This window comes from Virgifigura deserti (genome assembly GCA_003576685.1).
GTDB classification, from domain to species: Bacteria; Pseudomonadota; Alphaproteobacteria; order Dongiales; family Dongiaceae; genus Virgifigura; species Virgifigura deserti.
The window spans coordinates 1-25,525 of the sequence record QOZR01000020.1; the positions used below are offsets into that span (position 1 = coordinate 1).

Consider the following 25,525-nt stretch of genomic DNA (forward strand, 5'->3'; position numbering starts at 1 on the left):
TCGATGGAGGTCCAGCTGATCGCCCCGATCGCGATGGACGAGGGCCTGCGCTTCGCCATCCGCGAGGGCGGCCGCACCGTCGGCGCCGGCGTCGTCGCCCAGATCATCGAGTAAGGCGAAGCCGACAGTACAAGAACTTAGGCAAGGCAAACGGAGCCGAAGCCGCAACATCGACCATAACATCGGCCACCGGCGTTCTCGACAGAGACGCCGGTCGCCCAACGGACGTTGACCATGGAGAGCCAGAATATCCGCATACGCCTGAAGGCGTTTGACCATCGCGTGCTCGACCAGTCGACGGGCGAGATCGTGAACACGGCGAAGCGAACCGGTGCTCAGGTGCGGGGACCGATCCCGTTGCCGACCCGGATCGAGAAGTTCACGGTTCTGCGCTCGCCGCACATCGACAAGAAGAGCCGCGAGCAGTTCGAGATTCGTACCCACAAGCGCCTGCTCGACATCGTCGACCCGACGCCGCAGACGGTGGATGCGCTGATGAAGCTCGATCTCGCCTCCGGTGTCGACGTCGAGATCAAACTGAAGAGCTAAGGAGTAGGATCGATGCGAGCCGGTCTCATCGCCCGCAAGGTGGGCATGACTCGCCTCTTCACGGAAGAGGGGGAGCATGTTCCGGTGACGGTGCTGCAGGTCGATAATTGTCAGGTGGTCGCCGTCCGTACGGCGGAGCACGACGGTTATACGGCGGTGCAGCTAGGCGTCGGTGCGGCGAAGGTCAAGAACGTATCCAAGGCGATGCGCGGCCATTTCGCCAAGGCCAAGGTCGAGCCGAAGCGCAAGGTAACGGAGTTCCGGGTCAGCCCGGATGCGCTCCTCGAGGTCGGCGCGGAGCTGACGGCGGATCATTTCGTCGCCGGGCAGTTCGTCGACGTCGTCGGAACCAGCATCGGCAAGGGCTTCGCCGGGGCGATGAAGCGCCACAATTTCGGCGGCTTGCGCGCCTCGCACGGTGTCTCGGTAACGCACCGCAGCCATGGTTCGACCGGTCAGCGGCAGGACCCGGGCAAGGTCTTCAAGGGCAAGAAGATGGCCGGGCACCTGGGTGATCGCCGCGTCACCGTGCAGAATCTCAAGATCGTCTCGACCGATGTGGATCGGGGACTGATCATGGTGAAGGGTGCAGTGCCCGGGGCCGATGGCGGCTTCGTGCTGGTGCACGACGCGGCCAAGCGCAAAGCGCCGGAGGGCGTGCCCTTCCCGGCTGCGCTGCGTGGCGGTGCCGCGGCCGAGGGAGCGGCGGAGGCCGGTGCCGAAGCCCCGGCAGAGCAGAAGGAATAACCGACGATGAAGTGCCCGGTAACGGACCTCGACAACAAGACGGTCGGCGAGATCGACCTCGACGAGGCGGTTTTCGGTCTGCCGGTCCGCAAGGACATTCTGGCGCGTATGGTGAACTGGCAGCTTGCGAAGCGGCGCGCCGGGACACACAAGACGAAGGGCGTCAGCGAGGTCAGCGGTACGACGCGCAAGCCGTACAAGCAGAAAGGCACCGGCCGCGCCCGCCAGGGCAGCTTGCGGTCGCCGCAGTTCCGCGGTGGTGCGACGATTTTCGGCCCGGTAGTCCGCAGCCACGCGCATGACCTGCCGAAGAAGGTCCGGAAGCTGGCCCTGAAGACTGCGCTGTCGAGCAAGCAGGCGGAGGGCAAGCTCGTCGTGCTGGAGGCCGCGAAGAGCGACAGCGGCAAGACGAAGGAGCTGGCCGGGCGGTTGGGCAAGTTCGGCTGGCAGTCGGTCCTGGTCATCGACGGTTCGGCGGTCGACGACGGATTCCGGCGGGCCGCGGCGAATATTCCGGGGCTCGACCTGCTGCCGCAGCAGGGCGCCAATGTCTACGATATCCTCCGCCGCGACGTTCTCGTCCTCACCAAGGACGCGGTAGAGCATCTGGAGGCACGACTGAAATGAGCAGCGGGGCACGACCGAAGAGTCAGCCGGTGAAGCTGAGCCAGGGGCGGATGTACGACATCATCCGGGCGCCCGTGGTGACCGAAAAGTCGACCATGGGGTCGGAGCACAACCAGGTAACCTTCCGCGTTCCGCTGGACGCGACCAAGCCGGAGATCAAGGCAGCGGTCGAGGGCGTGTTCAAGGTCAAGGTCAAGGCCGTCAACACGCTGCGTCAGGATGGCAAGGTGAAGCGGTTCCGCGGCCGGCCCGGAAGGCGGCCCGATTACAAAAAGGCGATGGTCACCCTGGCCGAGGGCAATTCCATCGACGTGACGACTGGGGTCTAAAGGATGGCACTGAAGCAATATAAGCCGACGACGCCGGGCCAGCGCCAGCTGGTCATCGTCGACCGCGCGGAGCTCCACAAGGGCAAGCCGGTCAAGGCGTTGACCGAGGGGTTGCACAAATCTGGTGGCCGCAACCATCACGGCCGCGTCACGGCCCGGCGCATGGGCGGCGGTCACAAGCGGCGCTATCGGCTGGTTGATTTCAAGCGGCGCAAGTTCGATGTGCCGGCGACCGTCGAGCGGCTGGAGTACGACCCCAACCGCACCGCATTCATCGCGCTGCTTCGCTATGACGACGGGGAGCTTGCCTATATCCTGGCGCCGCAGCGGCTGAAGGCGGGCGACAAGATTATCTCGGGCGAGCGCGCCGATATCAAACCGGGCAATGCGATGCCGCTGAAGAGCATCCCGGTCGGAACGATCGTGCACAATGTCGAGCTGAAGGCCGGCCGCGGCGGTCAGCTTGCCCGTGCCGCTGGGACCTATGTCCAGCTCGTCGGCCGCGACGCCGGCTATGCCTTGCTGCGGCTTGGTTCCGGGGAGGTCCGCATGGTTCGGACCGAGTGCATGGCGACTATCGGCGCCGTGTCGAACCCGGACCAACAGAACATCAGCCTTGGCAAGGCAGGTCGCCACCGCTGGCTCGGCAAGCGGCCGTCCGTCCGCGGCGTGGCGATGAACCCGATCGACCATCCGCACGGCGGCGGCGAGGGACGGACCTCGGGCGGCCGCCACCCGGTGACCCCCTGGGGCAAATCGACCAAGGGGAAGAAGACCCGCAGCAACAAGAAGACCGACCGGATGATCGTACGCCGGCGGCCCGCGAAGTAGATCGAGGAGGGCGACTAGAGTGTCCCGCTCTGTATGGAAAGGTCCGTTCATCGACGGCTATCTGCTGAAGAAGGCAGAAACCAGTCGCGCATCGGGCCGCAATGAAGTGATTAAGACCTGGTCCCGGCGCTCGACGATCCTACCGCAGTTCGTCGGCCTGACCTTCGGCGTCCATAACGGGCAGAAGTTCCTGCCCGTGCTGGTGACGGAGAACATGATCGGTCACAAGTTCGGCGAGTTTGCGCCGACGCGGACCTTTCATGGTCATGCCGCCGACAAGAAGGCGAAGAGAGGCTGATCATGAGCAAACCGGCAACGCCGCGTCGTCTCGCGGAGAACGAAGCCAAGGCGGTCGCCCGCATGTTGCGGGTCAGCCCGCGTAAGCTGAACCTGATCGCCGAGATGATTCGCGGCGAGAGCGCGCAGCCGGCGCTGGCGCAGCTCACCTTCTCGAAGCGGCGCATTGCCGGCGACGTGAAGAAGGTGCTGCAGGCGGCGATCGCCAATGCCGAGAACAACCATCAGCTCGACGTCGACCGGCTCTATATCTCTGAGGCGACGGTCGGCCGGAGCTTCGTGATGAAGCGCTTCCACGCCCGGGCCCGAGGCCGGGGCGCGCGGATCCTGAAGCCCTGGAGCAACATCACCATCGTCGTGCGCGAACGCGAGGAGACGGTCTAATGGGCCAGAAAGTCAATCCGATCGGACTGCGGGTCGGTATCAACCGGACCTGGGACTCGCGGTGGTATGCCGACGACGGCTATGCGTCGATGCTGCACGAGGACCTGCGGCTGAAGCGGTATCTGCAGAATCGCCTGGGCCAGGCCGGCATCAGCCGGATCGTGGTTGAGCGGCCGGCCAAGAAGGCGCGGATCACGATCCATACCGCGCGGCCCGGCGTCGTCATCGGCAAGAAGGGCGCGGACATCGAGAAGCTGCGTGGCGATTTGGCGAAGATGACGGGCGGCGAGGTGCATCTCAACATCGTCGAGATCCGCAAGCCTGAGATCGAGGCGAAGCTGGTGGCCGAGAACATCGCCCAGCAGCTCGAGCGTCGGGTGGCGTTCCGCCGGGCGATGAAGCGGGCCGTGCAGTCGGCGATGCGGCTGGGCGCGCAGGGCATCCGCATCAATTGCGGCGGTCGTCTCGGCGGCGCCGAGATCGCCCGCATGGAGTGGTACCGCGAGGGCCGGGTGCCGCTGCACACCTTGCGTGCCGACATCGATTACGGCGAGGCGACGGCGAAGACGACTTACGGCACCTGCGGCGTGAAGGTCTGGATCTTCAAGGGTGAGATTCTGGCGCACGATCCGATGGCTCAGGACAAGCGGGCTCAGGAACAGCAGGTCGGCCGCTAGGCGGACCGATTGATCCGGGCAAGGAAGACGAAAGATGCTGGCACCGAAGCGTACGAAATATCGCAAGGCCCATAAGGGCCGCATTCACGGCACCGCCAAGGGCGGGACCATGCTCAACTTCGGCACATACGGGCTGAAGGCGACGGAGCCGGGCCGTGTCACCGCGCGTCAGATCGAGGCGGCACGCCGCGCGGTCACGCGCCACATGAAGCGTGTCGGCAAGGTGTGGATCCGGATCTTCCCGGACGTGCCGGTCAGCAGCAAGCCGGCCGAAGTGCGCATGGGCAGCGGCAAGGGCTCGCCCGAGTTCTGGGCGGCGCGCGTGCATCCCGGCCGGATCATGTTCGAGATCGACGGCGTCCCGCGGGACACGGCGAAACGCGCCTTCGAGCTGGCGGCGGCGAAGCTGCCAATCAAGACGCGGTTCGTGGTCCGCGTGGGCGAGGAGGGCTGAGCTATGAAAGCTGAGGATCTACTGAACAAGACGCCGGACGAGCTGACGAGCGAGCTGGTGGCGTTGAAAAAGGAGGCGTTCAACCTGCGCTTTCAGCGGGCCAGCGGTCAGCTGGAGAACACCGCGCGGGTGCGCCAGGTGCGTCGCGACATCGCGCGCATCATGACGTTCATGAATCAGATGGCGCGCGCCGCGTCGTAGGAGAAGAAGACAATGCCGAGGCGCATCCTGCAGGGTACCGTGGTCAGCGACAAATCGGACAAGACCGTAATTGTCCGTGTCGAGCGACGGGTCACGCATCCGCTGTACAAGAAGATCATCCGCCGCTCGAAGAAGTATGCGGCGCATGACGAGAACAACGCCTACAAGGCGGGGGATATGGTGGCGATTCGCGAGTGCGCGCCCATTTCCAAGCGCAAGTGCTGGGAAGTGATCGGCACGGCGGAGGCTGGTGACCGCGAGGGTGCGCAGCCATGATCCAGATGCAGACCAACCTGGAAGTCGCCGACAATTCCGGTGCCCGTCGGGTTCAGTGCATCAAGGTGCTGGGCGGCTCGAAGCGGCGTTTCGCTTCGGTGGGCGATATCATCGTCGTCTCGGTCAAGGAGGCGATTCCGCGAGGCCGCGTCAAGAAGGGCGACGTACATCAGGCGGTGATCGTCCGCACGGCCAAGGAGATCCGTCGGCCGGATGGTAGCGCCATCCGTTTCGACCGGAACGCGGCGGTGCTGATCAACAAGCAGGGCGAACCGATCGGCACCCGCATCTTCGGCCCGGTGACACGCGAGCTTCGGGCTAAGAAGTTCATGAAAATCATTTCGTTGGCCCCGGAAGTTCTCTAAGGGCTTCAGGGAAGCAGGTGTTTTGAGATGGCGACGAAGTTCAAGATCAAGAAGGGCGACAAGGTGGTCGTGACGACCGGCCGCGACAAAGGCAAGTCCGGCGAGGTTCTGCGCGTGATCCGCGACGAGGATCGCGTCCTGGTTCAGGGCGTCAACCTGGTGAAGCGGCACATGCGGCAGTCGGCCCAGTCGGCCGGCGGCATCCTCGAGAAGGAGGCGCCTGTCCACATTTCCAACGTCGCGCATATCGACCCGAAGACCGATAAACCCACTCGTGTCGGATACCGGATTCTGGATGACGGCCGCAAGGTCCGCTTCGCCCGCCGGTCCGGCGAATCGATAGACCGATAGGCGGTGCAACAATGACCCGCTTGCAAGAGCAATACGCGAACGTCGTGCGGCCGGCGCTGATGGCCGAGTTCAACTACGGAAACCCGATGGAGGTCCCGCGTCTCGAGAAGATCGTCGTCAATATGGGCGTCGGCGAGGCGGTGCAGGACAGCAAGAAGCTGAACTCCGCGGTGAACGAGTTAGCGGTGATCACCGGCCAGAAGCCGATCGTCACCAAGGCGCGAAAGTCCATCGCCACCTTCAAGCTGCGCGAGGGGATGAGCATCGGCTGCAAGGTGACGCTGCGCGGCCAACGGATGTACGAGTTCCTAGACCGGCTGGTGACGATCGCGCTGCCGCGGGTTCGCGACTTCCGCGGTGTGCCGAGTTCGAGCTTCGATGGGCGGGGAAACTACGCCCTCGGCCTCAAGGAGCAGATCGTGTTCCCGGAGATCGACTACGACAAGATCGACAATGTGCGCGGCATGGATATCGCGATCGTGACCACAGCGAAGACGGATGCCGAAGCTAAGGCCCTGCTGAAGGGCTTCGACATGCCCTTCGTCAATTGACAGGGCGTTGGAGGATTAGAAGACATGGCTAAGAAAAGCGCCATAGAGCGGAACAAGAAGCGCCAGCGGATGGCGAAGCAGACGGCTGGCCGTCGTGAGCGGCTGAAGGCCGTGGCCGCCGACGAATCGCTGCCGATGGAGGAGCGCTTCACGGCACGGCTGAAGCTGGCGGAGATGCCGCGCAACGCATCGCCGGTGCGTCAGCGGAACCGCTGTGCCCTGACGGGCCGGCCGCGCGCCGTCTATCGCAAATTCATGCTGTCGCGGATCGCCTTGCGCGAACTCGCGTCGACCGGGCAAATTCCCGGCATGGTCAAGTCGAGCTGGTAGAGGAGGATTGCGTCCATGTCGATGAGCGATCCCTTGGGGGATATGCTGACCCGGATCCGCAACGCCCAGAGGGCCGGCAAGCAGGCCGTGTCGAGTCCGGCGTCGAAATTGCGAGCAAACGTGCTCGAAGTACTGAAGCGGGAAGGTTATATTCGCGGCTATACGCGTGGCGATGGTCAGGAAGGCGGCGCGGAGCTCAAGATCGAGCTCAAGTATCACGAGGGCGAGCCCGTGATCCGCGAGATCAGCCGGATTTCCAAGCCCGGTCGTCGCGTCTATTCGAAGATCGCCGACCTGTCGCGCGTTTATAACGGCCTCGGGATCTCGATCCTGTCGACGCCGCGCGGCGTGATGTCGGACAGCGAAGCCCGCGTCGCCAATGTCGGCGGCGAGGTGCTGTGCCGCGTATTCTGAGGAAAGAAGCATGTCTCGCATTGGTAAGAACCCCGTTGCCGTGCCAAGCGGCGTTACGGTCGAGATCGCCGGGCGCCAGCTCACGGCGAAAGGCAAGCTGGGCGAGTTGAGCCTTGTGCTCAATGACAATGTCGAGGCGCGGGTCGAGGATGGCAGCGTCTCGGTCAAGCCGGTCGACGACAGCAAGCAGGCCCGGATGATGTGGGGGACGACCCGCAATCTGGTGCGGAACATGGTGACCGGCGTCTCGCAGGGCTACACTCGGACGCTGGAAATCAACGGCGTCGGCTATCGTGCTGCGGTTCAGGGCAAGAACCTGCAGCTTCAGCTTGGCTTCAGCCATGACGTGATCTATCCCATTCCGGAGGGGATCACGATCAAGTGCGAGCGGCCGACGTTGGTTGCGGTGTCGGGCAACGACAAGCAGCGTGTCGGCCAGGTTGCCGCCGAAATTCGTGCCTTCCGCCCGCCGGAGCCCTATAAGGGCAAGGGCATCAAATATGACGACGAAACGATCCTCCGCAAGGAAGGCAAGAAGAAGTAGGACTGGAGCCATGTCGATAGCGCAAGAGCGTCGAAACCGCCGCCAGCGGCGGGTTCGCCTGCAGATCCGCCGCAAAGCCGCCGGTCGCCCGCGTCTTTCGGTGTTCCGATCGAGCAAGCATATCTATGCCCAGATCATCGATGACGGAAGCGGTGTCACCGTCGCCGCGGCCTCGACGATCGATCAGGGGATGAAGGGCAAGCTCAAGACCGGGGCCGACGTCGCCGCCGCCCAGGAAGTGGGTAAGCTGATCGCCGAGCGCGCGCTTGCCGCCGGCGTGAAGGAGGTCGTCTTCGACCGCGGCGGTTACCTGTTCCACGGCCGGGTCAAGGCCCTGGCCGACGCCGCCCGCGAAGGCGGCCTCTCGTTTTAGAGGAAGACATGGCAAGATCTCCAAAATCCGATCGTCGGGACCGTGACCGCTCCCGCGAGGAGAGCGAACTCGTCGAGAAGCTGGTCAGCATCAATCGTGTCGCAAAGGTGGTGAAAGGCGGCCGTCGGTTCGGCTTCGCCGCCCTGGTGGTCGTCGGCGACGGCAAGGGACGGGTCGGCCATGGTGCCGGCAAGGCGCGCGAGGTTCCCGAAGCGATCCGCAAGGCGACCGAGCAGGCCAAGCGCGGCATGATTCGTGTGCCGCTCCGCGAGGGCCGTACGCTGCATCATGACGTTCTCGGCCATTTCGGCGCGGGCCGGATCGTTCTCCGGGCGGCCGAGGCAGGGACCGGGATCATCGCAGGCGGGCCGATCCGTGCGATCTTCGAGGCGCTCGGAGTGCAGGACGTCGTCAGCAAGTCGGTCGGAACATCGAATCCGCATAACATGATCAAGGCCGCGTTCGACGGGCTCCGCCACAGCAGCTCGCCGCGAAGCGTCGCCGCACGTCGCGGCAAGAAGGTCGGCGATCTGATCGGGCGCCGCGAAGTCACCGCCGAGGCGCGGGAGTAGGTCATGGCTGAAGCGAAGAAATCGACGGTTCGGGTAGTGCAGATCGCGAGCCCCATCGGCCGCAAGAAGGATCAGCGGCAGACCCTGATGGGGCTCGGCCTCAACAAGCTGCACCGTAGCCGGGAGCTCGAGGATACGCCCGCCGTGCGCGGTATGATCGCCAAGGTCAGTCACCTGGTGCGGATCGAGCCGGCGGAGTGAGCCTGATCTCGGAAAACAGTTAGGACAGACGATATTTGCGTCTGGCAACGGCGGAACGAAGGACCTATCTCATGAGATTGAACCAGCTCTCCGACAACCCGGGAGCGCGCAAGGCGCGGATGCGGGTCGGTCGCGGCATCGGCTCCGGTAAGGGCAAGACGGGCGGCCGTGGCGTCAAGGGTCAGACCTCACGCACCGGCGTCGCGCTCAACGGCTATGAGGGCGGGCAGATGCCGCTGCATCGGCGCCTGCCGAAGCGCGGCTTCAACAACATCTTTCGCCGGGAGTATGTGGTGGTGAATCTCGGCCGCCTGCAGAGCGCCATCGACGCCGGCAAGATCGATGTCAAGAAGCCGGTCGATAGCGATGCCTTGCGTGCCGCGGGCCTCATCAACCGGGTGCGGGACGGTGTGCGTCTGCTGGCCAAGGGAGAGTTGAAGGCGAAGCTGACGATCGAGGTCGCCGGTGCCTCCAAGGCGGCGATCGCCGCCGTCGAGAAGGCCGGCGGCGCCGTCACAGTGACCGCTTCGAAGGCTGCTGCGGAAGCTCAGGGTGTCTGATTCGGCACCCGATTTCTCCGAGTAAGGACTGCTGAATGGCCTCTGCCGCCGAACAACTCGCTGCCAATATCAATTTCGGCGCCTTTTCGAAGGCGACCGAACTGAAGAATCGGATTTGGTTTACGCTGGGTGCGCTGATCGTCTACCGGCTGGGCACCTATATCCCGCTGCCGGGAATCGATCCGGTCATCCTGGATCAGATCTTCCAGCAGAATGCCGGCGGCATCATCGGCATGTTCGACATGTTCTCGGGCGGCGCGCTCGGCCGCATGTCGATCTTCGCCCTCAACATCATGCCGTACATCTCGGCCTCCATCATTATGCAGCTGATGACGAGCGTCTCGCCGACGCTCGATGCACTCAAGAAGGAGGGCGAGTCGGGGCGGAAGAAGATCAACCAGTACACCCGGATGGGCACGGTCCTTCTCGCCGCGGTGCAGGCCTACGGAATCTCGGTCGGGTTGGAGGGAATGCAGGCGGGCGGCGCGTCGGCGGTGATCGATCCGGGACTGTTCTTCCGTCTCACGGCCGTGATCACCCTCACTGGCGGGACGATCTTCCTGATGTGGCTCGGCGAGCAGATTACCGCGCGCGGAGTCGGCAACGGCATTTCTCTGATCATCTTCGCCGGCATCGTCGCGAACCTGCCGGCGGCTTTGGCCGGAACTCTGGAACTCGGGCGGACTGGCGCGCTCTCGACGCTGCTGATCATCGGGCTGCTGGTGATGGCGATCCTGGTGATCGCCGGCATCGTGTTCTTCGAGCGCGCCCAGCGGCGGATCATCGTCCAGTATCCGAAGCGGCAGGTCGGCAACAAGATGTTCGGCGGAGAGAGCTCGCACCTGCCGCTGAAGCTGAACAGCTCCGGTGTGATTCCGCCGATCTTCGCGAGTTCGCTTTTGCTTCTGCCGCTGACCATTGCCGGATTCTCAGGCAGTCAGGGGCCGGATTGGCTGCAGACGATCATCGCCAGCCTGGGGCATGGGCAGCCGCTCTATATCGCCTTTTATGTCGCGCTGATCATCTTCTTCGCGTTCTTCTACACGGCGATCGTGTTCAATCCGGCTGATACCGCGGACAATCTGAAGAAATATGGCGGGTTCATTCCCGGCATCCGGCCAGGCAAGAATACCGCCGAATATCTCGATTATGTCCTGACCCGGCTCACGGCAGTCGGTGCGCTCTATCTGGCCGTGGTTTGCATCCTGCCGGAGATCCTGATCTCCGAATACTCGCTGCCGTTCTATTTCGGCGGCACCAGCCTGCTGATCGTCGTATCGGTGACGATGGATACGGTGGCGCAGATCCATTCGCATCTTCTGGCCCATCAGTATGAGGGGTTGATCAAGAAGGCCAAGCTCAAGGGCCGCAGGGGCTAGGGAATGAATCTGGTTCTTCTTGGCCCGCCTGGCGCCGGCAAGGGCACGCAAGCCAAACGGCTCGAGGAGGCGCACAACCTGAAGCAGCTCTCGACCGGGGACATGCTGCGGGCGGCCGTCGCTGCGGGTGGCCCCCTCGGGCAGCAGGCCAAGGCGGTGATGGAAGCCGGCCAGTTGATGCCGGATGCGATCATTATCAAGATGATCGCCGAGCGGATCGAGCAGCCGGACTGCCGGAACGGGTTCATCCTGGACGGGTTCCCGCGCACCGTCGGCCAGGCCGAGGCGCTGGACGCGATGTTGGCGGAGAAGAAGGAGCGGCTCGACGCGGTGATCGAGATTGCCGTGGACGAGGCGGCGCTGGTCGAGCGGATCGCCGGTCGCTTCAGCTGCGCCAAATGCGGTGCCGGTTACCACGACAAGTTCCGGCGGCCGAAGACGGATGGGGTCTGCGACGTTTGCGGCGGGACCGAGTTCACCCGTCGAAAGGACGACAATGAGGAGACGGTTCGCGCCCGGCTGAAGGCCTACCGGGATCAGACGGCGCCGATTCTCCCCTATTACGAGGCGAAAGGCCTGCTTCGGCGGGTCGACGGCATGGCCGATATGGACAATGTGACAAAGCAGATCGAGGCAGTGTTAAAATCGGCTTAATCGGTTGACTTGAGGGCGACGGTTCCTATAATGCGCGCCCTCGGCCTCGCGTTGCGACCGAGCCATTTGGCCTGTTCCATTGAAACTTGAGGAGTTTTCGACGTGGCGCGTATTGCTGGCGTCAATATCCCGACGCAGAAACGGGTCGAAATCGGCCTGACCTATATTCACGGAATCGGCCGGACCAAGGCGAAGGAAATCTGCGACAAGGTCGGAATTCCAGAGGATCGGCGTGTCAACCAGCTGACCGACGACGAAGTGGTGCGGGTTCGCGAGATCATCGACCGCGATTATCGCGTCGAGGGTGACCTGCGCCGCGAAGTGGCGATGAACATCAAGCGATTGATGGATCTCGGCAGCTATCGCGGGCTGCGCCATCGCAAGGGGCTGCCGGTCCATGGCCAGCGCACCCACACCAACGCGCGTACGCGCAAGGGTCCGGCCCGGCCGATCGCCGGGAAGAAGAAGTAAGGCAGCAGCCTCTAGACAGCGGGATCGATAATGGCCAAACCAGCTTCGCCGCGTCTGCGGCGCCGGGAGCGGAAGAATATCACCTCCGGCGTGGCGCATGTGAACGCGAGCTTCAACAACACGATGATCACCATCACCGACGCCCAGGGCAACACCATCTCCTGGGCGTCTTCGGGAAGCCAGGGCTTCAAGGGATCGCGGAAGTCGACGCCCTATGCCGCGCAGATGGCGGCCGACAACGCGGCCCGCAAGGCGGCGGAGCATGGCGTGAAGATCCTTGAGGTCGAGGTGAAGGGGCCCGGTTCCGGACGCGAATCCGCGTTGCGCGCCCTTCAAGCGGCCGGATTTACCATTACTTCTATCAAGGATGTGACGCCGATCCCGCATAACGGTTGCCGTCCGCCGAAGCGTCGGCGGGTCTGATCGCATCTGTCGCTTTTATGCGGTGGGCGCCGCTCGACGGCGCCTTCAACCGCCACGTTGAGTTTTTTCGGGAGTTTTTCGGCCGGGCGCTGCGACATCCGGCGCGATGCCTAACCAGCAAGCCTGAGCGGATGAGAGAGCCGCGGAGAGAGCCATGAGATCACATGCCGTGATTCAGAAGAACTGGACCCAACTGATTAAGCCGAGCAAGCTGAACATCGACCCCGGGGCCGATGGGCGGCGCGAGGCCTTGGTCGTCGCCGAGCCGCTGGAGCGCGGCTTCGGCCTGACGCTTGGCAACGCGCTGCGCCGTGTGCTGCTGTCCTCTCTGCAGGGCGCCGCGGTCACGTCTGTTCAGATCGACGGCGTGCTGCACGAGTTCTCGTCGATTCCGGGCGTGCTCGAAGATGTGACGGACATCGTCCTCAACATCAAGTCGATCGCCCTGCGAATGCACGGCGAGGGACCGAAGCGGATGCGTCTTCGGGCCGAAGGGCCGGGCGAAGTCACGGCTGGGATGATCGAAACCGGTCACGACATCGAAATCATGAATCCCGATCTGGCGCTTTGCACGCTCGATGACGGCGCCAAGGTCAACATGGAGTTCACGGTCGAGACCGGCAAGGGTTACGTCGCCGCGTCGCAGAACCGTCCGGAGGACGCGCCGATCGGCCTCATTCCGGTGGATGCGTTGTTCAGCCCGGTCCGCAAGGTCACTTACAAGATCGACAACAGCCGTGTCGGGCAGGTTACCGACTACGATAAGCTGTCGATGCAGATCGAGACCAACGGGGCCGTCTCGCCGGATGACGCAGTGGCGCTCGCCGCGCGGATCCTGCAGGACCAGCTGCAGCTCTTCATCAACTTCGAGGAGCCGACGGCGGCGCGGGAAGAGGATCGGGCGGCCGAGCCGCCGTTCAACAAGAACCTGCTGCGCAAGGTGGACGAACTCGAGCTTTCGGTACGCTCCGCCAACTGCCTCAAGAACGACAACATCGTCTATATCGGCGATCTCGTTCAGAAGACCGAGGCGGAGATGCTGCGGACGCCGAACTTCGGCCGCAAGTCCTTGAACGAGATCAAGGAGGTCCTGGCACAGATGGGGCTGCATCTCGGGATGGAAATTCCCAATTGGCCGCCCGAGAACATCGAGGATCTGGCCAAGCGCCTCGACGAGCCGTACTGAGGATCTGAGCGAGCGAGAATAAAGGGTCATTCCGGCCCAACCCGCCGTGCATAGCCGGTGAGCGCTGCGGCGGCGGGACCTGCAATCGGCTTCGCGCGCGAAGCCAGGAGACGAGGAGAAAGGCACCATGCGTCACGGGATGAGCGGCCGCAAGCTGAACCGCACCAGCAGCCACCGCAAGGCGATGTTCGCCAACATGGCGGCGGCGCTGATCAAGCATGAGCAGATTCGCACGACCTTGCCGAAGGCGAAGGATCTGCGCCCGGTGGTCGAGAAGCTGATCACGCTAGGCAAGCGCGGCGATCTGCATGCCCGGCGTCAGGCGCTGTCGGTGCTGAAGGATACCGGCTTGGCCGGCAAGCTCTTCGGGCCCCTGGCTGAACGCTATGCCGACCGTTCGGGCGGCTATACGCGCGTCCTGAAGGCGGGCTTCCGCTATGGCGACGCTGCGCCGATGGCGATCATCGAACTGGTCGATCGCGACCCCACGGCGAAAGGGCAGGATTCCGGTCAGCAGGATACCGAGGAAGAGGCGGAAGCGACGGCTTAACGGGCGCCTCGCCCTCGACTTGACGGCACGGGGGCAGCCTTAAGGGCTGCCTTCGTCGTTCTTGGGGAGCGGTTATCTTCCAATGCGAAGCGCGCAGATCCTCGGACATGGTTTCATTGCCCGCGCCTTGATAGGCGCACTTCTCCTCTGCCTTCTCCTTCCGCCGTTTGCGGCGGGCGCGGAAACCAAGCAGCTCCCGACCTCGGCGACACAGATCGAGCTGTCCTTCGCACCGCTAGTGGAGAAGGTCGCGCCGGCGGTGGTCAATATCTATACCAGCCGTCGGGTGCGGACCCGGCCGTTCTCGCCCTTCTCCGGAGACCCCTTCTTCCAGCGCTTCTTTGGCGACAGCTTCGGCTTCGGACAACCGCGGGAGCGAATCCAGAATTCCCTGGGATCGGGCGTCATCGTCGCGTCGGACGGGCTGATCGTGACCAACTATCACGTCGTCATGGGAAGCGAGGCGATCCGTGTGGTCCTGGCGGACCGCAGAGAGTTCGAGGCATCCTTCGTCGGTGGTGACGAGCACACCGATCTCGCTTTGTTGCGAATCGATACCGGCGGCGAGCCGCTGCCATTCGTCGAACTCGGAAACTCGGACGAGCTCGATGTCGGCGATCTCGTTCTGGCGATCGGCAATCCCTTCGGCGTCGGTCAGACGGTAACCAGCGGAATCGTTTCGGCCCTGGCCAGAACCGGCGTCGGCATCACCGATTACGGCTTCCTGATCCAGACCGATGCGGCGATCAATCCCGGCAACTCCGGCGGTGCTCTCGTCACGATGGACGGCAAACTGGCCGGCATCAATACCGCGATCTTCTCGCGCGACGGCGGCTCGCTCGGCATCGGCTTCGCGATTCCCTCCAACATGGTGGCGGCCGTGATCGCCGCCGAGGACAATGGCGGGCGGTTGGTTCGGCCCTGGATCGGCGCCGCCGGCCAGCCGGTGACGGCGGAACTGGCGCAGGCGATGAGGCTCGAACGGCCCGGCGGCGTCATCATCAGCCAACTCTACCCCGGCGGCCCGGCCCAGCGGAGCGGTCTGGAGGTGGGCGACATCGTCCTTGCGGTGAACGACCGCCCGGTCAACGATCCGGAGGCGCTGCGCTTTCGGCTCGCAACCCAACCGGTCGGCAGCACCGCCGAGCTGTCCATCTTGCGGCGTGGCAAAGCCCTGCGCATCCCGGTGGACCTCGTCCAGGCGCCGGAAGACCCGCCCCGGAACGAAACCCGTCTGACGGGGCGCCATCCGCTTGCCGGCGCCACGGTGGCGAACCTCTCGCCGGCGCTTGCCGAGGAACTCTCGCTGGATCATAACTGGCGCGGCGTGATCATCACCGGGATCGAACACCGCAGTATCGCCGAGCGGGCTCGGTTCGAGCTCGGCGACATCGTGGTCCGGATCAATGATCAGGATGTCGCGACGGTTGGCGAGCTGCGGCAGGTCCTGTCGCAACCCGCGAGCCGCTGGCGCATCACCTATCGCCGGAAGGGCGACGTCCGTACGATCGTCGTAAGCTGAATGTCGGCGCGACGGTTGGAGTAAGGAGGGCCGGAGGCTGACCGGATTATTCGAATCGCAGGCACCGCGCCCTCTGGCGGATCGGCTGCGGCCGACGCAGCTGGACGAGGTCGTCGGGCAGGACCATCTGCTCGGCGCCGACGGGCCGATCGGCCGCATGATCGCGGGCGGGCGCCTCTCCTCGATGATTCTTTGGGGACCGCCGGGCTGCGGCAAGACCACGCTTGCGCGGCTGCTGGCCGATCAGACCGACCTCCAGTTCGAGCCGCTGTCGGCGGTGTTCTCCGGAGTCGCCGATCTGCGCAAGGTGTTCGAGGCGGCGAAGGGGCGCCGCGCCGGCGGACGCGGTACGCTGCTGTTCATCGACGAGATTCACCGCTTCAACCGAGCGCAGCAGGACGGGTTCCTGCCTTATGTCGAGGACGGTACCGTGGTTCTCGTCGGCGCCACGACCGAGAATCCGTCCTTCGAGCTGAATGCCGCGCTGCTGTCGCGCTGCCAGGTCTTCGTGCTGAACCGGCTTGACGATGCGGCCATGGAGACGCTGCTGCAGCGGGCCGAGCAGGCCGACGGCCGCCCGTTGCCGCTCGACGAGGATGCCCGCCGCGCGTTGCGGGCCATGGCTGACGGTGATGGGCGCTATCTTCTGAACATGGCGGAAGCGCTGTTCGCCCTGCCAGCACCATCGGACGGGAGCCCGCTGCGGCTCGACACGGCGGCGCTGGCTGAAGCGGTGCAGCGGCGGCTGCCCCTCTACGACAAGGCGCAGGAAGGCCATTACAACCTGATCAGCGCGCTTCACAAATCGCTGCGCGGCTCGGATACCGACGCCGCGCTCTACTGGTTCGCGCGCATGCTGACGGCCGGCGAGGATCCCCTTTATATCGCGCGGCGCCTGGTCCGGTTCGCGGTCGAGGATATCGGCCTCGCCGATCCCGACGCCCTGCCGCAGGCGCTCGCCGCCTGGGATACCTACAAGCGCCTCGGCTCGCCGGAGGGCGAGCTGGCGCTGGCGCAATGCGTGATCTATCTGGGGACCGCGCCGAAGTCGAACGCGGCCTACAGAGCGCTCGGCGCCGCGACGAAGGCGGCGAAGGCGAGCGGCTCGCTGATGCCGCCCAAGCATATCCTGAACGCGCCGACGCGGTTGATGAAGGATATCGGCTACGGCAAGGGCTATGCCTACGATCACGATGCGGCCGATGGCTTCTCCGGCCAGGATTATTTCCCGGACGGGATGGCGCGGAAGAGCTTCTACGAACCGGTCGACCGGGGCTTCGAGCGCGAGATCCGCAAGCGCCTGGACTACTGGGCGAAGCTGCGCCAGCAACGGAGTGGCGGGGACGGACCCGCATCAGCGGGGGAGTGAGGGGACCGCCATGAAAATGGTAATTGCCGTTGCCGCCGGCGGCGCCATGGGCGCCGCTGGCCGCTATGTGGTCATGGTGCAGATCGGCCGATGGTTCGGCACCGGATTTCCGTGGGGGACGCTGGCCGTCAATATCGTCGGCTGCTTCGTCATGGGTGTGCTGATCGAGGCGATGGCGCTCGTCTGGTCGCCCAGTCCGGAGCTTCGCGCGCTGCTGACGGTGGGCGTGCTGGGCGGCTTCACCACCTTTTCGACCTTTTCCCTGGATTTTGCCTTTCTGCTCCAGCGCGGCGAGGTCTTGGCGTCGGGCGCCTATGTCCTCGCCTCTGTGGCGCTCTGCCTGATCGGCATCTATGCCGGGCTGCACCTTGCCCGATTGGTGCTTGCATGACCGGCGTCCAGACCGTCGCCGTGACCGCCGAGGAGGCGGATCTCCGCCTCGACCGCTGGTTCCGGCGGCACTTCCCGGCACTCGGCCATGGCCGGCTGGAAAAGCTGCTGCGCACCGGCCAGGTCCGGGTCGACGGCAAGCGGGCGCGTTCGAATGCCCGCCTCAGCCCGGGACAGATGATCCGAGTCCCGCCGCTGGATGCCGAGTCGCCGCCAGGCAGGCCGGCTCAACGGACGCCGCCACGGAAGGACAAGACCTGGGAGCGCGATGTCGAGGCGCTCCGCCGCGCCATGCTCTATCGCGATGCCGACGTTCTGGCGATCGACAAGCCGGCCGGGCTGGCCGTCCAGGGTGGAACCGGCACCCACCGCCACCTCGACGCCTTGCTCGACGGCCTTCGCTTCGATGCCGCCGAGCGGCCGCGTCTCGTGCACCGCCTCGACAAGGATACCAGCGGCGTCCTGCTGCTGGCCCGGAATGCCCGGTCCGCGGCCGAACTCACCGAGGCCTTCCGGCACAAGGATGTTCGCAAGCTCTACTGGGCCGTGGTGGTCGGCGTCCCGAAGCTGGAGCGGGGCCGCATCGATCTGGACTTGAGCAAGCAGCCGGGCAGCGCCGGCGAACGGGTCGCCCCTGATCTCGAGGGCCAGGGGAACGGCAAACGGGCCATTACCTTCTACCGCGTTGTCGAGCATATCGGGAAGCAGGCGGCCTGGCTCGCTTTGATGCCGCTCACCGGCCGGACCCATCAACTCCGCGCCCATTGCGCCGCGATCGGCACGCCGATTCTCGGCGACGGCAAATATGGCGGGGCGGACGCCTTCCTGCCGGGCAAGGCGTTGCCGCGGCAGCTCCATTTGCACGCCCGGGCCATCGAGCTGCCGCGGCCCGGTCGCAAGCCCATCCGGGTCACCGCGCCGCTGCCGCCCCATATGGCGGAGACCTGGCGCTTCTTCGGGTTCGAATCGGATCCGGGGATGGAGCCCTTGACCGAACTCGACTTGGCATGAGCCACCACTGCACAGCCTCACAGCAGCGCCTATATTACCGACATGAAACGCTTTTATAAGAAGGTCCGCACTGCAGCGGTGGAGGATGGCTTCCAGGTGCTGCTCGATGAACGACCGGTCCGGACGCCGGGTCGGGCGCCGCTGGTCGTGCCGACGCAGCCCGTCGCCGAGGCGATCGCCACCGAATGGCAGGCGCAGGGCGAGGCGGTGAAGCCGCTGACTATGCCGCTGACGCGGCTGGCGACCACCGCGATCGACCGCGTGACGGCGCATCGCGAGGGCGTGATCGACGAGGTCGCCAGCTATGCCGCGACCGATCTGCTCTGCTATCGGGCCGATCAGCCTGCCGAACTGGTGGCGCGCCAGAATGCCCTGTGGCAGCCCCTGCTGGATTGGGCGACGCTGCGCTACGACGCGCCCCTGACCGTCACCACCGGCGTCCTGCCGCAGCCCCAGCCCGCGGGCAGCCTGGTCGCGCTGCGCGCGGCGGTCGCCGCGCTCGGGACGCTGAAGCTGACGGCGCTCCATGCCGCCACCACGGCCTGCGGCTCCGTGATTATCGCGCTGGCGCTGCTCGAGGACCGGATCGACGCCGTGGGCGCCTGGGAAACCTCCCAGCTCGACGAGACATTCCAGATCGAAGTCTGGGGCGAGGATGCCGAGGCGGCGGCGCGGCGCGAGGCGCTCCGCCAGGACATCGAGGCCACCGCCCGCTTCATGGCGCTGCTGCGGGGGCATACCAACGGCCCGAAAGATTGACTCGTTCTCTGGCATGGTAGAGGTGGGTTTCAAACCCGCCCCTACAGCGGAGATTCTTCCTCATCCCGAGCCTGTCGAGGGGTGAGGGCCGGGGCGGGGGTGGCGCGGCGCCGACTTTGGTGCTATCTGCATGCGCGGCGTTTCGCGCCTGCAATAATCACGTCATCTCGCGGTCATGGGGGCGACGATGCAGGATATCCTGCGGCAACTCGAGGCAAAGCGGGCGGCGGCCCGGGCCGGCGGCGGCACCCGCCGGATCGAGGCGCAGCACGCCAAGGGCCGGCTGACGGCGCGCGAGCGCGTCGAGCTCCTGCTCGATCCCGACTCCTTCGAGGAGTGGGATATGTTCGTCGAGCATCGCTGCAACGATTTCGGCATGGCCGAGCAGAAGATCCCGAGCGACGGCGTCGTCACTGGCTATGGCACCGTCAACGGCCGCCTCGTCTTCGTGTTCAGCCAGGATTTCACGGTCTTCGGCGGGTCGCTGAGCGAGGCGCATGCCGAGAAGATCTGCAAGGTGATGGACCAGGCGATGCGCGTCGGGGCGCCGGTCATCGGGCTCAATGATTCCGGCGGCGCCCGCATCCAGGAGGGCGTCGCCTCGCTTGCCGGCTATGCCGAGGTCTTCCAGCGCAACGTGCTGGCTTCGGGCGTGGTGCCGCAGATCTCGCTGATCATGGGGCCATGCGCCGGCGGCGCGGTCTATTCGCCGGCGATGACCGACTTCATCTTCATGGTGAAGGACTCCTCCTACATGTTCGTGACCGGCCCCGACGTGGTGAAGACCGTAACCCACGAGGCGGTGACGCACGAGCAGCTCGGTGGCGCGATGACCCATGCGGCGACCTCCGGCGTTGCCGACCTCGCCTTCGAGGACGATGTCGAGGCGCTGCTCCAACTCCGCCGCTTCATCGATTTCCTGCCGGCTTCGAACCGGGAGGGGCCGCCCACGCGTCCGACCGCCGATCCGGGCGACCGGGTCGATTTGTCGCTCGACACGCTGGTGCCGCCGAACCCGAACAAGCCCTACGACATGAAGGAGCTGATCCAGAAGGTCGTCGACGAGGGCGATTTCTTCGAACTGCAGCCCGACTATGCCCGCAACATCCTGATCGGCTTCGGCCGGGTCGAGGGGGCGACAGTCGGTATCGTCGCCAACCAGCCGATGGTGCTGGCGGGGTGTCTCGACATCGATTCTTCGCGCAAGGCGGCGCGCTTCGTGCGCTTCTGCGACTGCTTCAACATCCCGATCCTGACCTTCGTCGACGTGCCGGGCTTCCTGCCCGGGACCGCCCAGGAATATGGCGGCATCATCAAGCATGGGGCAAAGCTTCTGTTCGCCTTCGCCGAGGCCACGGTGCCGAAGATCACGGTGATCACGCGAAAGGCCTATGGCGGTGCCTACGACGTCATGAGTTCCAAGCACTTGCGGGGTGATCTTAACTATGCTTGGCCGAGCGCGGAGATCGCGGTCATGGGGCCGAAGGGTGCCGTCGAGATCATCTTCCGCGCCGATATCGGTGATGCCGACAAAATCGCCGCCCGCACCGAGGAGTATCGGCAGAAGTTCGCAAATCCGTTCGTGGCCGGCTCGCGCGGCTTCATCGATGACGTGATCGCGCCGCACAGCACGCGTCGGCGCATTGCCCGGGGGCTTGCCATGCTGCGCGACAAGCAAACCGAGAATCCGTGGAAAAAGCACGATAATATTCCGCTTTAAGGCGGGGAAGGACGTCGGATCAGGGCGATGCGCGCCCGGTGCGCGCCCTCGGATGAGGATAAAGTTAAGGATGGTTAACATCGAGAATCGCCATTGGAGCCGGACTTTTACGTAAGATCTAAGGTGAAGCAGTCATAACGTTCGTGTCATTGCTGGGCTTGATCCGGCAATCCAGGCCCTGAGACGCTCCGACGGTTGCCCTGGATACCCGGTCAAGCCTGGGCATGACATCGAAGAAAACAGGGCGGGAAGAAGACCGTGGTGAGGAACGGGGCGTTACCGAAAACATGTTCTCCAAGATCCTGATTGCCAACCGGGGCGAGATCGCCTGCCGGGTGATTCGCACGGCGCGCGCCATGGGGATCAAGACCGTCGCCGTTTATTCGGAGGCCGATGCCGACGCGCTGCATGTGCGCGAGGCGGACGAGGCGGTGCCGATCGGGCCCGCGCCGGCGGCGCAGAGCTACCTGGCCGTCGACCGGATCCTGGAGGCGATCGAGCGCACCGGCGCGGAGGCGGTGCATCCGGGCTATGGCTTCCTGTCGGAGAACCGGGCCTTTGCCGAGGCCCTGGAGCGCGCCGGGGTCCGGTTCATCGGCCCGGGGCCGCGGGCGATCGCGGCGATGGGCGACAAGATCCAATCGAAGAAGCTGGCGCAGGCCGCCGGGGTCAACACAGTGCCCGGCTATCTCGGCGTCATCCAGGATGCCGACGAGGCGGTGACTATCGCCCGCGAGATCGGCTATCCCGTGATGATCAAGGCCTCGGCCGGCGGCGGCGGCAAGGGCATGCGCGTCGCGGCCAGCGACGAGGCGGTGCGGGACGGCTTCCGCGGCGCGACCAACGAGGCGCGGGCGAGCTTCGCCGATGATCGGGTGTTCATCGAGAAGTTCATCGAGGAGCCGCGCCACATCGAGATCCAGGTCCTTGCCGACAGCCACGGCAACATCATCCATCTCGGCGAGCGCGAATGTTCGATTCAGCGGCGCCATCAGAAGGTCGTCGAGGAGGCGCCGAGTCCCTTTCTCGACCCGGCGACGCGGGCCGCCATGGGCGCGCAGGCCGTGGCGCTCGCCCGCGCCGTCGACTACCGGTCCGCGGGGACGGTGGAGTTCATCGTCGATGCGAGCCGGAACTTCTATTTCCTTGAAATGAACACCCGTCTCCAGGTGGAGCATCCGGTCACGGAACTAGTGACGGGCCTCGACCTGGTCGAGCAGATGATCCGGATCGCCGCCGGTGAAAGGCTGACGGTCGCGCAGGACGACGTCGCCTTGAAGGGCTGGGCGCTCGAGGTGCGGATCTATGCCGAGGACCCGGTGCGCAATTTCCTGCCGTCGACCGGTCGCCTGACGCGCTATCGCGAACCAACGGGGCCGCTCGTGCGCGTCGACAGCGGCGTCTATGAGGGGGCGGAGATCAGCGTCTTCTATGACCCGATGATCGCCAAGCTGATCACCTATGGCGCCGACCGCGACCAGGCGATCGCGACGATGCGCACCGCGCTCGACAGCTATTACATCCGCGGCGTCGGCCATAATCTGAGTTTCCTCGCCGCCCTGGTGCGCCATCCGCGCTTCGCAGAGGGCCGACTGTCGACTAACTTCATCGCCGAGGAGTTCCCCGACGGCTTCGCCGGAGCGGCGCTCGATGCCGATGAAAGGAGACGGCTGGTTGCCGTCGCCGCAGCCATTCACCACCAGTATCAGGCGCGCGACGCCCAGATCAGCGGTCAATTGCAGCCGGCAGCGCGGAACGACGCGGGTGGGATTTCGTCTGATTTAATCGTCATGCTCGGGGCGGACGATCGCCACCGGGTGACGGTCTCGGAAACGGTCGGCGGCCATGCGGTGGACGATGGCGAGGTCCATCACGAGCTGGTCAGCGATTGGCAGGTCGGCGAGCCGCTCTATCAAGGGAGCATCGACGGGCGAACGGTCTCGGTGCAGATCGATCGCCGGGGCATCGGCTACCGCCTGTCTTCGGCCGGCGCCGAGATCGATCTTCGGGTCCTTCATCCGCGCGCGGCGGAACTGGCCGCCCTGATGCCCGTTAAACAGCCACCGGACCTGTCCAAGTTCCTTCTGTCGCCGATGCCGGGGCTGCTCGTATCGCTGGCGGTGAGCGAAGGCGAGGAGGTCAAGGCCGGGCAGGAGCTTGCCGTCGTGGAGGCGATGAAGATGGAGAACCTGCTGCGGGCGGAGCGCGACGGCCGGGTGGCGCTACTTCATGCCGCGCCCGGCGACAGCCTGGCCGTTGATCAGGCGATCCTGGAGTTCGAGTGAGCGAGGCCGGAATGTCGTCGGCGTCCGCAGAGAAAGCCGTCCGCGTGAGCGTTCGCGGCCGCGTTCAAGGGGTTTGGTTTCGTGCCTGGACGACTGAGGAGGCGAGCCGGCGCGGCTTGCGCGGGTGGGTCCGCAACCGGCGCGACGGCAGCGTCGAGGCGCTGTTCGCCGGCACTGCCGCCGCGGTCGATGAAATGGTCGCCGCTTGCCGGCAGGGACCGCCGCTCGCCAAGGTCGAGGCGGTCGAGCAGGCGCCGGCGGGGGATGTCGCCGAGAACGAATTCCGGCAACTCCCTACGGCGTAGGGCGAGGATCTCTCCCCCGCGACTCGCGGGGGAGGGCCAGGATAGGGCAGCGCCTCAAGCCATAACCACGTTGACGGACTCGGAGGCCTGTCGGGGCAACAGGGCCGCCGCCTTAGCATTGGCCCTGTTCGCTTCAATCCGATGGCCGAGCAGATCCAGCGCCCGGGCCGTAGTCAGCCAGTTGTAAGGGCTGGTCGGCTTCAGGTCGGTGCGCTCCGCCATCAAGGCGCGGGCCAAGCGGCCCTGATTGTCGCGCAACGCCGCCTCGATCAGGGTCTGGCTGAGGACATCCCGCTGGGCGTGGCTGCCGCCGAAGCGGTGGGCGATGGTGCGGACCAGCAGGAGCAGATCGACCGTGGTCGCATAGTCGCCCTTGCCAAAAGCCTGGATCGCGCGGCAGACCGGTAGGCCCACCTCCCGCGTCATCACCCCGTTCGTGCCACCGCCGGTGATCCGCCGTTCGAGCGCCGCCAGCAGCCGCTTCGCCGCCTCCTCCCGTCCATCAGCGACGAAGGCCATCATCGCGTGCATGTCGTTGAAGGTGTAGTAGGCGTCCTCTGCCATCGGCTCATAGGTATCCGCCAGCTCCGCCCAGCGATTGCCCACGTCGACGCCCCTGAGATGGAGGCGCCAGAGCAGCGCCGCGGCATCCAACATCTCCAGCGCGACGGCCGAGTGTTTCGGCCGGATCGCCTCGTCATAGAGCTGCAGGACGCGGTCGGTCTGCCCGAGATCCAGATGATAGAGGGCGAGATGCCACCAATTGTGAAAGGCAAACATGTTCTCGGGCGCCCAATCGTCGGTGCGGGACGTCAGCCATTCGATTCCGTCGGCCAGGCGCCCTTGCATCTCCATGACATGGGCGACAGCGTGGACCGCCCAGGGGTCCCTCGGCATCAGCGCCAGGGCGCGCCGGCCGGTGGCCTCCGCCCGGCCATACTGATTGCTTTCCTCCAGGCCGAAGGCGTGCATTCCGAGGACGTAGCCGAAGCCGGGCACGGCCTCGTCCCAGTCGGGCAGCACCCGCGCGACCCGGTCGCGCAGCATTACGGATTGGCCGAGGAAGAAGTCGCCCAGATGCGCCATCTGAAGCGCGAAAATATCGCGCGGGTGGTCGATCAGGACGCTGGAGTAGCGCTCCACAGCTTCGTGGAAGTCGCCTTCGAGCCAAGCCCGCGCTGCGGCCATATGGCCGCGCTCGCGATCGTTTGCCTTGCGCGCCAGGGCCTCCGCCGCCTCAAGGGATCGACGCAGCTCGGGCTCGGCGCCCCTCTCCGAGGAGATCAGGAACAGACCGGCGCGGAAGCAGTGGCCCATGACGAAGGCCGGATTCTCCGCAAGTGCCTCGTCGATCGCGGCCAGCGGATCGGCGAAGTAGCCCAGAAGCAGTTCCGTCGCCGTCTCGAGCCGGTCGAGCGACTCGCGGCTTTCGGTGGAAACGGGAACACCTCGCTTATCGTGCAATGCCATACGTAATGCCTCCAATAAAAATGTTGTCCTCAGCGGGACCGAAACTGCTCGTCTGCCGGAGCCAACGCCTTTGGTTGCTGAGCGTTGGCCGCCGGAGCACTAGGGGTGCCAGAAGGGCTTACTGGCCTCGGCCTCGATCATCGACCGGGTCAGGCCGATGTCTCGCAGCAGGCGGTCGTCCATGTGGGCGAGCGAGCGGCGCCGGCGAGCGCGCTCCTGCCATTCCACGAGCGTATGCAGCAGGAGCGCGAACAGGCCCCTGCGACGGTACGCGACGGCGACGCCGCTGGCGGCGTGCGTCGGGTTAGTCGACATCGCTTGCACTCCTCAAATGTTCGAGTCGCAGCGATGTTAGGCCAGTCCGCGCGGCGGCGCTGTGAACCGGATCTCAGTAAGCG

At 65.2% G+C, this 25,525-nt stretch carries 38 protein-coding genes; 36 read left to right on the forward strand and 2 right to left on the reverse strand.

The features are described 5' to 3' along the window. The 36 genes from DT069_RS23375 to DT069_RS23550 all read left to right on the forward strand — a co-directional run. Positions 1–114, forward strand: a 114-nt coding sequence (locus DT069_RS23375; RefSeq protein WP_483887794.1) for an EF-Tu C-terminal domain-related protein, incomplete at its 5' end; no start/stop codon positions are given. Between the two features lie 120 nt (positions 115–234). Further along, the gene (rpsJ, locus tag DT069_RS23380) at positions 235–549 is read left to right on the forward strand and encodes a 30S ribosomal protein S10 (RefSeq protein ID WP_119462763.1); all 315 of its coding nucleotides are present in this window, start codon (positions 235–237) and stop codon (positions 547–549) included. 12 nt (positions 550–561) lie between these two features. Beyond that, positions 562–1,296, forward strand: coding sequence for a 50S ribosomal protein L3 (gene rplC, locus DT069_RS23385; protein ID WP_119462764.1), 735 nt, complete (start codon positions 562–564; stop codon positions 1,294–1,296). A gap of 6 nt (positions 1,297–1,302) precedes the next feature. Continuing rightward, positions 1,303–1,923: a 50S ribosomal protein L4 gene (rplD, locus tag DT069_RS23390; protein WP_119462765.1), complete on the forward strand. Its 621-nt coding sequence runs from the start codon at positions 1,303–1,305 to the stop codon at positions 1,921–1,923. Then, positions 1,920–2,252, forward strand: coding sequence for a 50S ribosomal protein L23 (locus DT069_RS23395; protein ID WP_119462766.1), 333 nt, complete (start codon positions 1,920–1,922; stop codon positions 2,250–2,252). Before rplD ends, DT069_RS23395 begins: the two co-directional genes overlap by 4 nt. A gap of 3 nt (positions 2,253–2,255) precedes the next feature. Beyond that, complete coding sequence (rplB, locus tag DT069_RS23400) at positions 2,256–3,083, forward strand: 50S ribosomal protein L2 (RefSeq protein ID WP_119462767.1); 828 nt, start codon at positions 2,256–2,258, stop codon at positions 3,081–3,083. 19 nt (positions 3,084–3,102) lie between these two features. Further along, positions 3,103–3,381 (forward strand): 30S ribosomal protein S19, encoded by a 279-nt coding sequence (rpsS, locus tag DT069_RS23405; RefSeq protein WP_119462768.1) that lies wholly within the window; start codon positions 3,103–3,105, stop codon positions 3,379–3,381. Positions 3,382–3,383: 2 nt separating this feature from the next. Then, positions 3,384–3,764 (forward strand): 50S ribosomal protein L22, encoded by a 381-nt coding sequence (rplV, locus tag DT069_RS23410; protein ID WP_119462769.1) that lies wholly within the window; start codon positions 3,384–3,386, stop codon positions 3,762–3,764. Then, a complete protein-coding gene (gene rpsC, locus DT069_RS23415) occupies positions 3,764–4,441 on the forward strand; it encodes a 30S ribosomal protein S3 (protein ID WP_119462770.1) in 678 nt (225 codons plus the stop codon). The genes rplV and rpsC overlap by 1 nt, the downstream gene beginning before the upstream one ends. Before the next feature lie 34 nt (positions 4,442–4,475). Then, positions 4,476–4,895 carry a 50S ribosomal protein L16 gene (rplP, locus tag DT069_RS23420; protein WP_119462771.1) on the forward strand — a complete coding sequence of 140 codons (420 nt, stop codon included), beginning with the start codon at positions 4,476–4,478 and terminating at the stop codon, positions 4,893–4,895. 3 nt (positions 4,896–4,898) lie between these two features. Then, positions 4,899–5,096 carry a 50S ribosomal protein L29 gene (rpmC, locus tag DT069_RS23425; RefSeq protein ID WP_119462772.1) on the forward strand — a complete coding sequence of 66 codons (198 nt, stop codon included), beginning with the start codon at positions 4,899–4,901 and terminating at the stop codon, positions 5,094–5,096. Positions 5,097–5,108: 12 nt separating this feature from the next. After that, a complete protein-coding gene (gene rpsQ, locus DT069_RS23430) occupies positions 5,109–5,372 on the forward strand; it encodes a 30S ribosomal protein S17 (protein WP_119462773.1) in 264 nt (87 codons plus the stop codon). Beyond that, a complete protein-coding gene (rplN, locus tag DT069_RS23435; protein WP_119462774.1) occupies positions 5,369–5,737 on the forward strand; it encodes a 50S ribosomal protein L14 in 369 nt (122 codons plus the stop codon). Before rpsQ ends, rplN begins: the two co-directional genes overlap by 4 nt. 27 nt (positions 5,738–5,764) lie before the next feature. Then, on the forward strand, positions 5,765–6,088 hold the full coding sequence (gene rplX / locus DT069_RS23440) for a 50S ribosomal protein L24 (RefSeq protein WP_119462775.1): 324 nt from the start codon (positions 5,765–5,767) through the stop codon (positions 6,086–6,088). An 11-nt stretch (positions 6,089–6,099) separates the two neighbouring features. Continuing rightward, complete coding sequence (gene rplE, locus DT069_RS23445) at positions 6,100–6,639, forward strand: 50S ribosomal protein L5 (RefSeq protein ID WP_119462776.1); 540 nt, start codon at positions 6,100–6,102, stop codon at positions 6,637–6,639. 24 nt (positions 6,640–6,663) lie between these two features. After that, positions 6,664–6,969, forward strand: a complete 306-nt coding sequence (rpsN, locus tag DT069_RS23450) for a 30S ribosomal protein S14 (RefSeq protein ID WP_119462777.1) — start codon at positions 6,664–6,666, stop codon at positions 6,967–6,969. 15 nt (positions 6,970–6,984) lie between these two features. Next, positions 6,985–7,383 (forward strand): 30S ribosomal protein S8, encoded by a 399-nt coding sequence (gene rpsH / locus DT069_RS23455; RefSeq protein WP_119462778.1) that lies wholly within the window; start codon positions 6,985–6,987, stop codon positions 7,381–7,383. A gap of 10 nt (positions 7,384–7,393) precedes the next feature. Then, positions 7,394–7,927 (forward strand): 50S ribosomal protein L6, encoded by a 534-nt coding sequence (gene rplF / locus DT069_RS23460; protein ID WP_119462779.1) that lies wholly within the window; start codon positions 7,394–7,396, stop codon positions 7,925–7,927. A gap of 10 nt (positions 7,928–7,937) precedes the next feature. Continuing rightward, positions 7,938–8,300, forward strand: a complete 363-nt coding sequence (gene rplR / locus DT069_RS23465) for a 50S ribosomal protein L18 (protein ID WP_119462780.1) — start codon at positions 7,938–7,940, stop codon at positions 8,298–8,300. 8 nt (positions 8,301–8,308) lie between these two features. After that, the gene (gene rpsE / locus DT069_RS23470; protein WP_119462781.1) at positions 8,309–8,872 is read left to right on the forward strand and encodes a 30S ribosomal protein S5; all 564 of its coding nucleotides are present in this window, start codon (positions 8,309–8,311) and stop codon (positions 8,870–8,872) included. Between the two features lie 3 nt (positions 8,873–8,875). After that, complete coding sequence (rpmD, locus tag DT069_RS23475) at positions 8,876–9,073, forward strand: 50S ribosomal protein L30 (protein ID WP_119462782.1); 198 nt, start codon at positions 8,876–8,878, stop codon at positions 9,071–9,073. A gap of 71 nt (positions 9,074–9,144) precedes the next feature. Beyond that, positions 9,145–9,633, forward strand: a complete 489-nt coding sequence (gene rplO / locus DT069_RS23480; RefSeq protein ID WP_119462819.1) for a 50S ribosomal protein L15 — start codon at positions 9,145–9,147, stop codon at positions 9,631–9,633. A 35-nt stretch (positions 9,634–9,668) separates the two neighbouring features. Further along, positions 9,669–11,012, forward strand: a complete 1,344-nt coding sequence (secY, locus tag DT069_RS23485) for a preprotein translocase subunit SecY (RefSeq protein WP_119462783.1) — start codon at positions 9,669–9,671, stop codon at positions 11,010–11,012. Positions 11,013–11,015: 3 nt separating this feature from the next. Then, positions 11,016–11,666, forward strand: coding sequence for an adenylate kinase (locus tag DT069_RS23490; RefSeq protein ID WP_119462784.1), 651 nt, complete (start codon positions 11,016–11,018; stop codon positions 11,664–11,666). Positions 11,667–11,768: 102 nt separating this feature from the next. Further along, positions 11,769–12,137, forward strand: coding sequence for a 30S ribosomal protein S13 (rpsM, locus tag DT069_RS23495; RefSeq protein ID WP_119462785.1), 369 nt, complete (start codon positions 11,769–11,771; stop codon positions 12,135–12,137). A gap of 30 nt (positions 12,138–12,167) precedes the next feature. After that, positions 12,168–12,560 carry a 30S ribosomal protein S11 gene (gene rpsK / locus DT069_RS23500; RefSeq protein ID WP_119462786.1) on the forward strand — a complete coding sequence of 131 codons (393 nt, stop codon included), beginning with the start codon at positions 12,168–12,170 and terminating at the stop codon, positions 12,558–12,560. 169 nt (positions 12,561–12,729) lie between these two features. Continuing rightward, positions 12,730–13,746 (forward strand): DNA-directed RNA polymerase subunit alpha, encoded by a 1,017-nt coding sequence (locus DT069_RS23505; protein WP_119462820.1) that lies wholly within the window; start codon positions 12,730–12,732, stop codon positions 13,744–13,746. Between the two features lie 127 nt (positions 13,747–13,873). Then, complete coding sequence (rplQ, locus tag DT069_RS23510; RefSeq protein ID WP_119462787.1) at positions 13,874–14,296, forward strand: 50S ribosomal protein L17; 423 nt, start codon at positions 13,874–13,876, stop codon at positions 14,294–14,296. An 82-nt stretch (positions 14,297–14,378) separates the two neighbouring features. Further along, entirely contained in the window at positions 14,379–15,818 is a 1,440-nt protein-coding gene (locus DT069_RS23515; protein WP_119462788.1) for a DegQ family serine endoprotease, read from the forward strand. A gap of 37 nt (positions 15,819–15,855) precedes the next feature. Continuing rightward, the gene (locus tag DT069_RS23520) at positions 15,856–17,187 is read left to right on the forward strand and encodes a replication-associated recombination protein A (RefSeq protein ID WP_119462789.1); all 1,332 of its coding nucleotides are present in this window, start codon (positions 15,856–15,858) and stop codon (positions 17,185–17,187) included. Positions 17,188–17,197: 10 nt separating this feature from the next. After that, positions 17,198–17,578, forward strand: coding sequence for a fluoride efflux transporter CrcB (crcB, locus tag DT069_RS23525; RefSeq protein ID WP_119462790.1), 381 nt, complete (start codon positions 17,198–17,200; stop codon positions 17,576–17,578). Then, complete coding sequence (locus DT069_RS23530) at positions 17,575–18,588, forward strand: RluA family pseudouridine synthase (RefSeq protein WP_119462791.1); 1,014 nt, start codon at positions 17,575–17,577, stop codon at positions 18,586–18,588. Before crcB ends, DT069_RS23530 begins: the two co-directional genes overlap by 4 nt. A gap of 42 nt (positions 18,589–18,630) precedes the next feature. After that, a complete protein-coding gene (locus tag DT069_RS23535; protein ID WP_119462792.1) occupies positions 18,631–19,347 on the forward strand; it encodes an ATP12 family chaperone protein in 717 nt (238 codons plus the stop codon). Positions 19,348–19,534: 187 nt separating this feature from the next. After that, on the forward strand, positions 19,535–21,067 hold the full coding sequence (locus tag DT069_RS23540) for an acyl-CoA carboxylase subunit beta (RefSeq protein WP_119462821.1): 1,533 nt from the start codon (positions 19,535–19,537) through the stop codon (positions 21,065–21,067). A 287-nt stretch (positions 21,068–21,354) separates the two neighbouring features. After that, complete coding sequence (gene accC / locus DT069_RS23545) at positions 21,355–23,352, forward strand: acetyl-CoA carboxylase biotin carboxylase subunit (RefSeq protein ID WP_119462793.1); 1,998 nt, start codon at positions 21,355–21,357, stop codon at positions 23,350–23,352. Between the two features lie 11 nt (positions 23,353–23,363). After that, positions 23,364–23,657: an acylphosphatase gene (locus tag DT069_RS23550; RefSeq protein ID WP_119462794.1), complete on the forward strand. Its 294-nt coding sequence runs from the start codon at positions 23,364–23,366 to the stop codon at positions 23,655–23,657. A 54-nt stretch (positions 23,658–23,711) separates the two neighbouring features. On the opposite strand, the gene DT069_RS23555 is transcribed toward DT069_RS23550, so the two are convergent. Next, complete coding sequence (locus tag DT069_RS23555) at positions 23,712–25,127, reverse strand: tetratricopeptide repeat protein (protein WP_119462795.1); 1,416 nt, start codon at positions 25,125–25,127, stop codon at positions 23,712–23,714. A 99-nt stretch (positions 25,128–25,226) separates the two neighbouring features. Further along, complete coding sequence (locus DT069_RS23560; RefSeq protein WP_119462796.1) at positions 25,227–25,442, reverse strand: DUF1127 domain-containing protein; 216 nt, start codon at positions 25,440–25,442, stop codon at positions 25,227–25,229. Between the last annotated feature and the right edge of the window lie 83 nt (positions 25,443–25,525).

Bases quoted from the DNA above. Each gene is read 5' to 3' on its own strand.
- rpsJ (WP_119462763.1), top strand. From the start codon at position 235: ATGGAGAGCCAGAATATCCGCATACGCCTGAAGGCGTTTGACCATCGC.
- rplC (WP_119462764.1), top strand. From the start codon at position 562: ATGCGAGCCGGTCTCATCGCCCGCAAGGTGGGCATGACTCGCCTCTTC.
- rplD (WP_119462765.1), top strand. From the start codon at position 1,303: ATGAAGTGCCCGGTAACGGACCTCGACAACAAGACGGTCGGCGAGATC.
- DT069_RS23395 (WP_119462766.1), top strand. From the start codon at position 1,920: ATGAGCAGCGGGGCACGACCGAAGAGTCAGCCGGTGAAGCTGAGCCAG.
- rplB (WP_119462767.1), top strand. From the start codon at position 2,256: ATGGCACTGAAGCAATATAAGCCGACGACGCCGGGCCAGCGCCAGCTG.
- rplV (WP_119462769.1), top strand. From the start codon at position 3,384: ATGAGCAAACCGGCAACGCCGCGTCGTCTCGCGGAGAACGAAGCCAAG.
- rpsC (WP_119462770.1), top strand. From the start codon at position 3,764: ATGGGCCAGAAAGTCAATCCGATCGGACTGCGGGTCGGTATCAACCGG.
- rplP (WP_119462771.1), top strand. From the start codon at position 4,476: ATGCTGGCACCGAAGCGTACGAAATATCGCAAGGCCCATAAGGGCCGC.
- rpmC (WP_119462772.1), top strand. From the start codon at position 4,899: ATGAAAGCTGAGGATCTACTGAACAAGACGCCGGACGAGCTGACGAGC.
- rpsQ (WP_119462773.1), top strand. From the start codon at position 5,109: ATGCCGAGGCGCATCCTGCAGGGTACCGTGGTCAGCGACAAATCGGAC.
- rplN (WP_119462774.1), top strand. From the start codon at position 5,369: ATGATCCAGATGCAGACCAACCTGGAAGTCGCCGACAATTCCGGTGCC.
- rplX (WP_119462775.1), top strand. From the start codon at position 5,765: ATGGCGACGAAGTTCAAGATCAAGAAGGGCGACAAGGTGGTCGTGACG.
- rplE (WP_119462776.1), top strand. From the start codon at position 6,100: ATGACCCGCTTGCAAGAGCAATACGCGAACGTCGTGCGGCCGGCGCTG.
- rpsN (WP_119462777.1), top strand. From the start codon at position 6,664: ATGGCTAAGAAAAGCGCCATAGAGCGGAACAAGAAGCGCCAGCGGATG.
- rpsH (WP_119462778.1), top strand. From the start codon at position 6,985: ATGTCGATGAGCGATCCCTTGGGGGATATGCTGACCCGGATCCGCAAC.
- rplF (WP_119462779.1), top strand. From the start codon at position 7,394: ATGTCTCGCATTGGTAAGAACCCCGTTGCCGTGCCAAGCGGCGTTACG.
- rplR (WP_119462780.1), top strand. From the start codon at position 7,938: ATGTCGATAGCGCAAGAGCGTCGAAACCGCCGCCAGCGGCGGGTTCGC.
- rpsE (WP_119462781.1), top strand. From the start codon at position 8,309: ATGGCAAGATCTCCAAAATCCGATCGTCGGGACCGTGACCGCTCCCGC.
- rpmD (WP_119462782.1), top strand. From the start codon at position 8,876: ATGGCTGAAGCGAAGAAATCGACGGTTCGGGTAGTGCAGATCGCGAGC.
- rplO (WP_119462819.1), top strand. From the start codon at position 9,145: ATGAGATTGAACCAGCTCTCCGACAACCCGGGAGCGCGCAAGGCGCGG.
- secY (WP_119462783.1), top strand. From the start codon at position 9,669: ATGGCCTCTGCCGCCGAACAACTCGCTGCCAATATCAATTTCGGCGCC.
- DT069_RS23490 (WP_119462784.1), top strand. From the start codon at position 11,016: ATGAATCTGGTTCTTCTTGGCCCGCCTGGCGCCGGCAAGGGCACGCAA.
- rpsK (WP_119462786.1), top strand. From the start codon at position 12,168: ATGGCCAAACCAGCTTCGCCGCGTCTGCGGCGCCGGGAGCGGAAGAAT.
- rplQ (WP_119462787.1), top strand. From the start codon at position 13,874: ATGCGTCACGGGATGAGCGGCCGCAAGCTGAACCGCACCAGCAGCCAC.
- DT069_RS23515 (WP_119462788.1), top strand. From the start codon at position 14,379: ATGCGAAGCGCGCAGATCCTCGGACATGGTTTCATTGCCCGCGCCTTG.
- crcB (WP_119462790.1), top strand. From the start codon at position 17,198: ATGAAAATGGTAATTGCCGTTGCCGCCGGCGGCGCCATGGGCGCCGCT.
- DT069_RS23530 (WP_119462791.1), top strand. From the start codon at position 17,575: ATGACCGGCGTCCAGACCGTCGCCGTGACCGCCGAGGAGGCGGATCTC.
- DT069_RS23535 (WP_119462792.1), top strand. From the start codon at position 18,631: ATGAAACGCTTTTATAAGAAGGTCCGCACTGCAGCGGTGGAGGATGGC.
- DT069_RS23540 (WP_119462821.1), top strand. From the start codon at position 19,535: ATGCAGGATATCCTGCGGCAACTCGAGGCAAAGCGGGCGGCGGCCCGG.
- accC (WP_119462793.1), top strand. From the start codon at position 21,355: ATGTTCTCCAAGATCCTGATTGCCAACCGGGGCGAGATCGCCTGCCGG.
- DT069_RS23550 (WP_119462794.1), top strand. From the start codon at position 23,364: ATGTCGTCGGCGTCCGCAGAGAAAGCCGTCCGCGTGAGCGTTCGCGGC.
- DT069_RS23555 (WP_119462795.1), bottom strand. From the start codon at position 25,127: ATGGCATTGCACGATAAGCGAGGTGTTCCCGTTTCCACCGAAAGCCGC.
- DT069_RS23560 (WP_119462796.1), bottom strand. From the start codon at position 25,442: ATGTCGACTAACCCGACGCACGCCGCCAGCGGCGTCGCCGTCGCGTAC.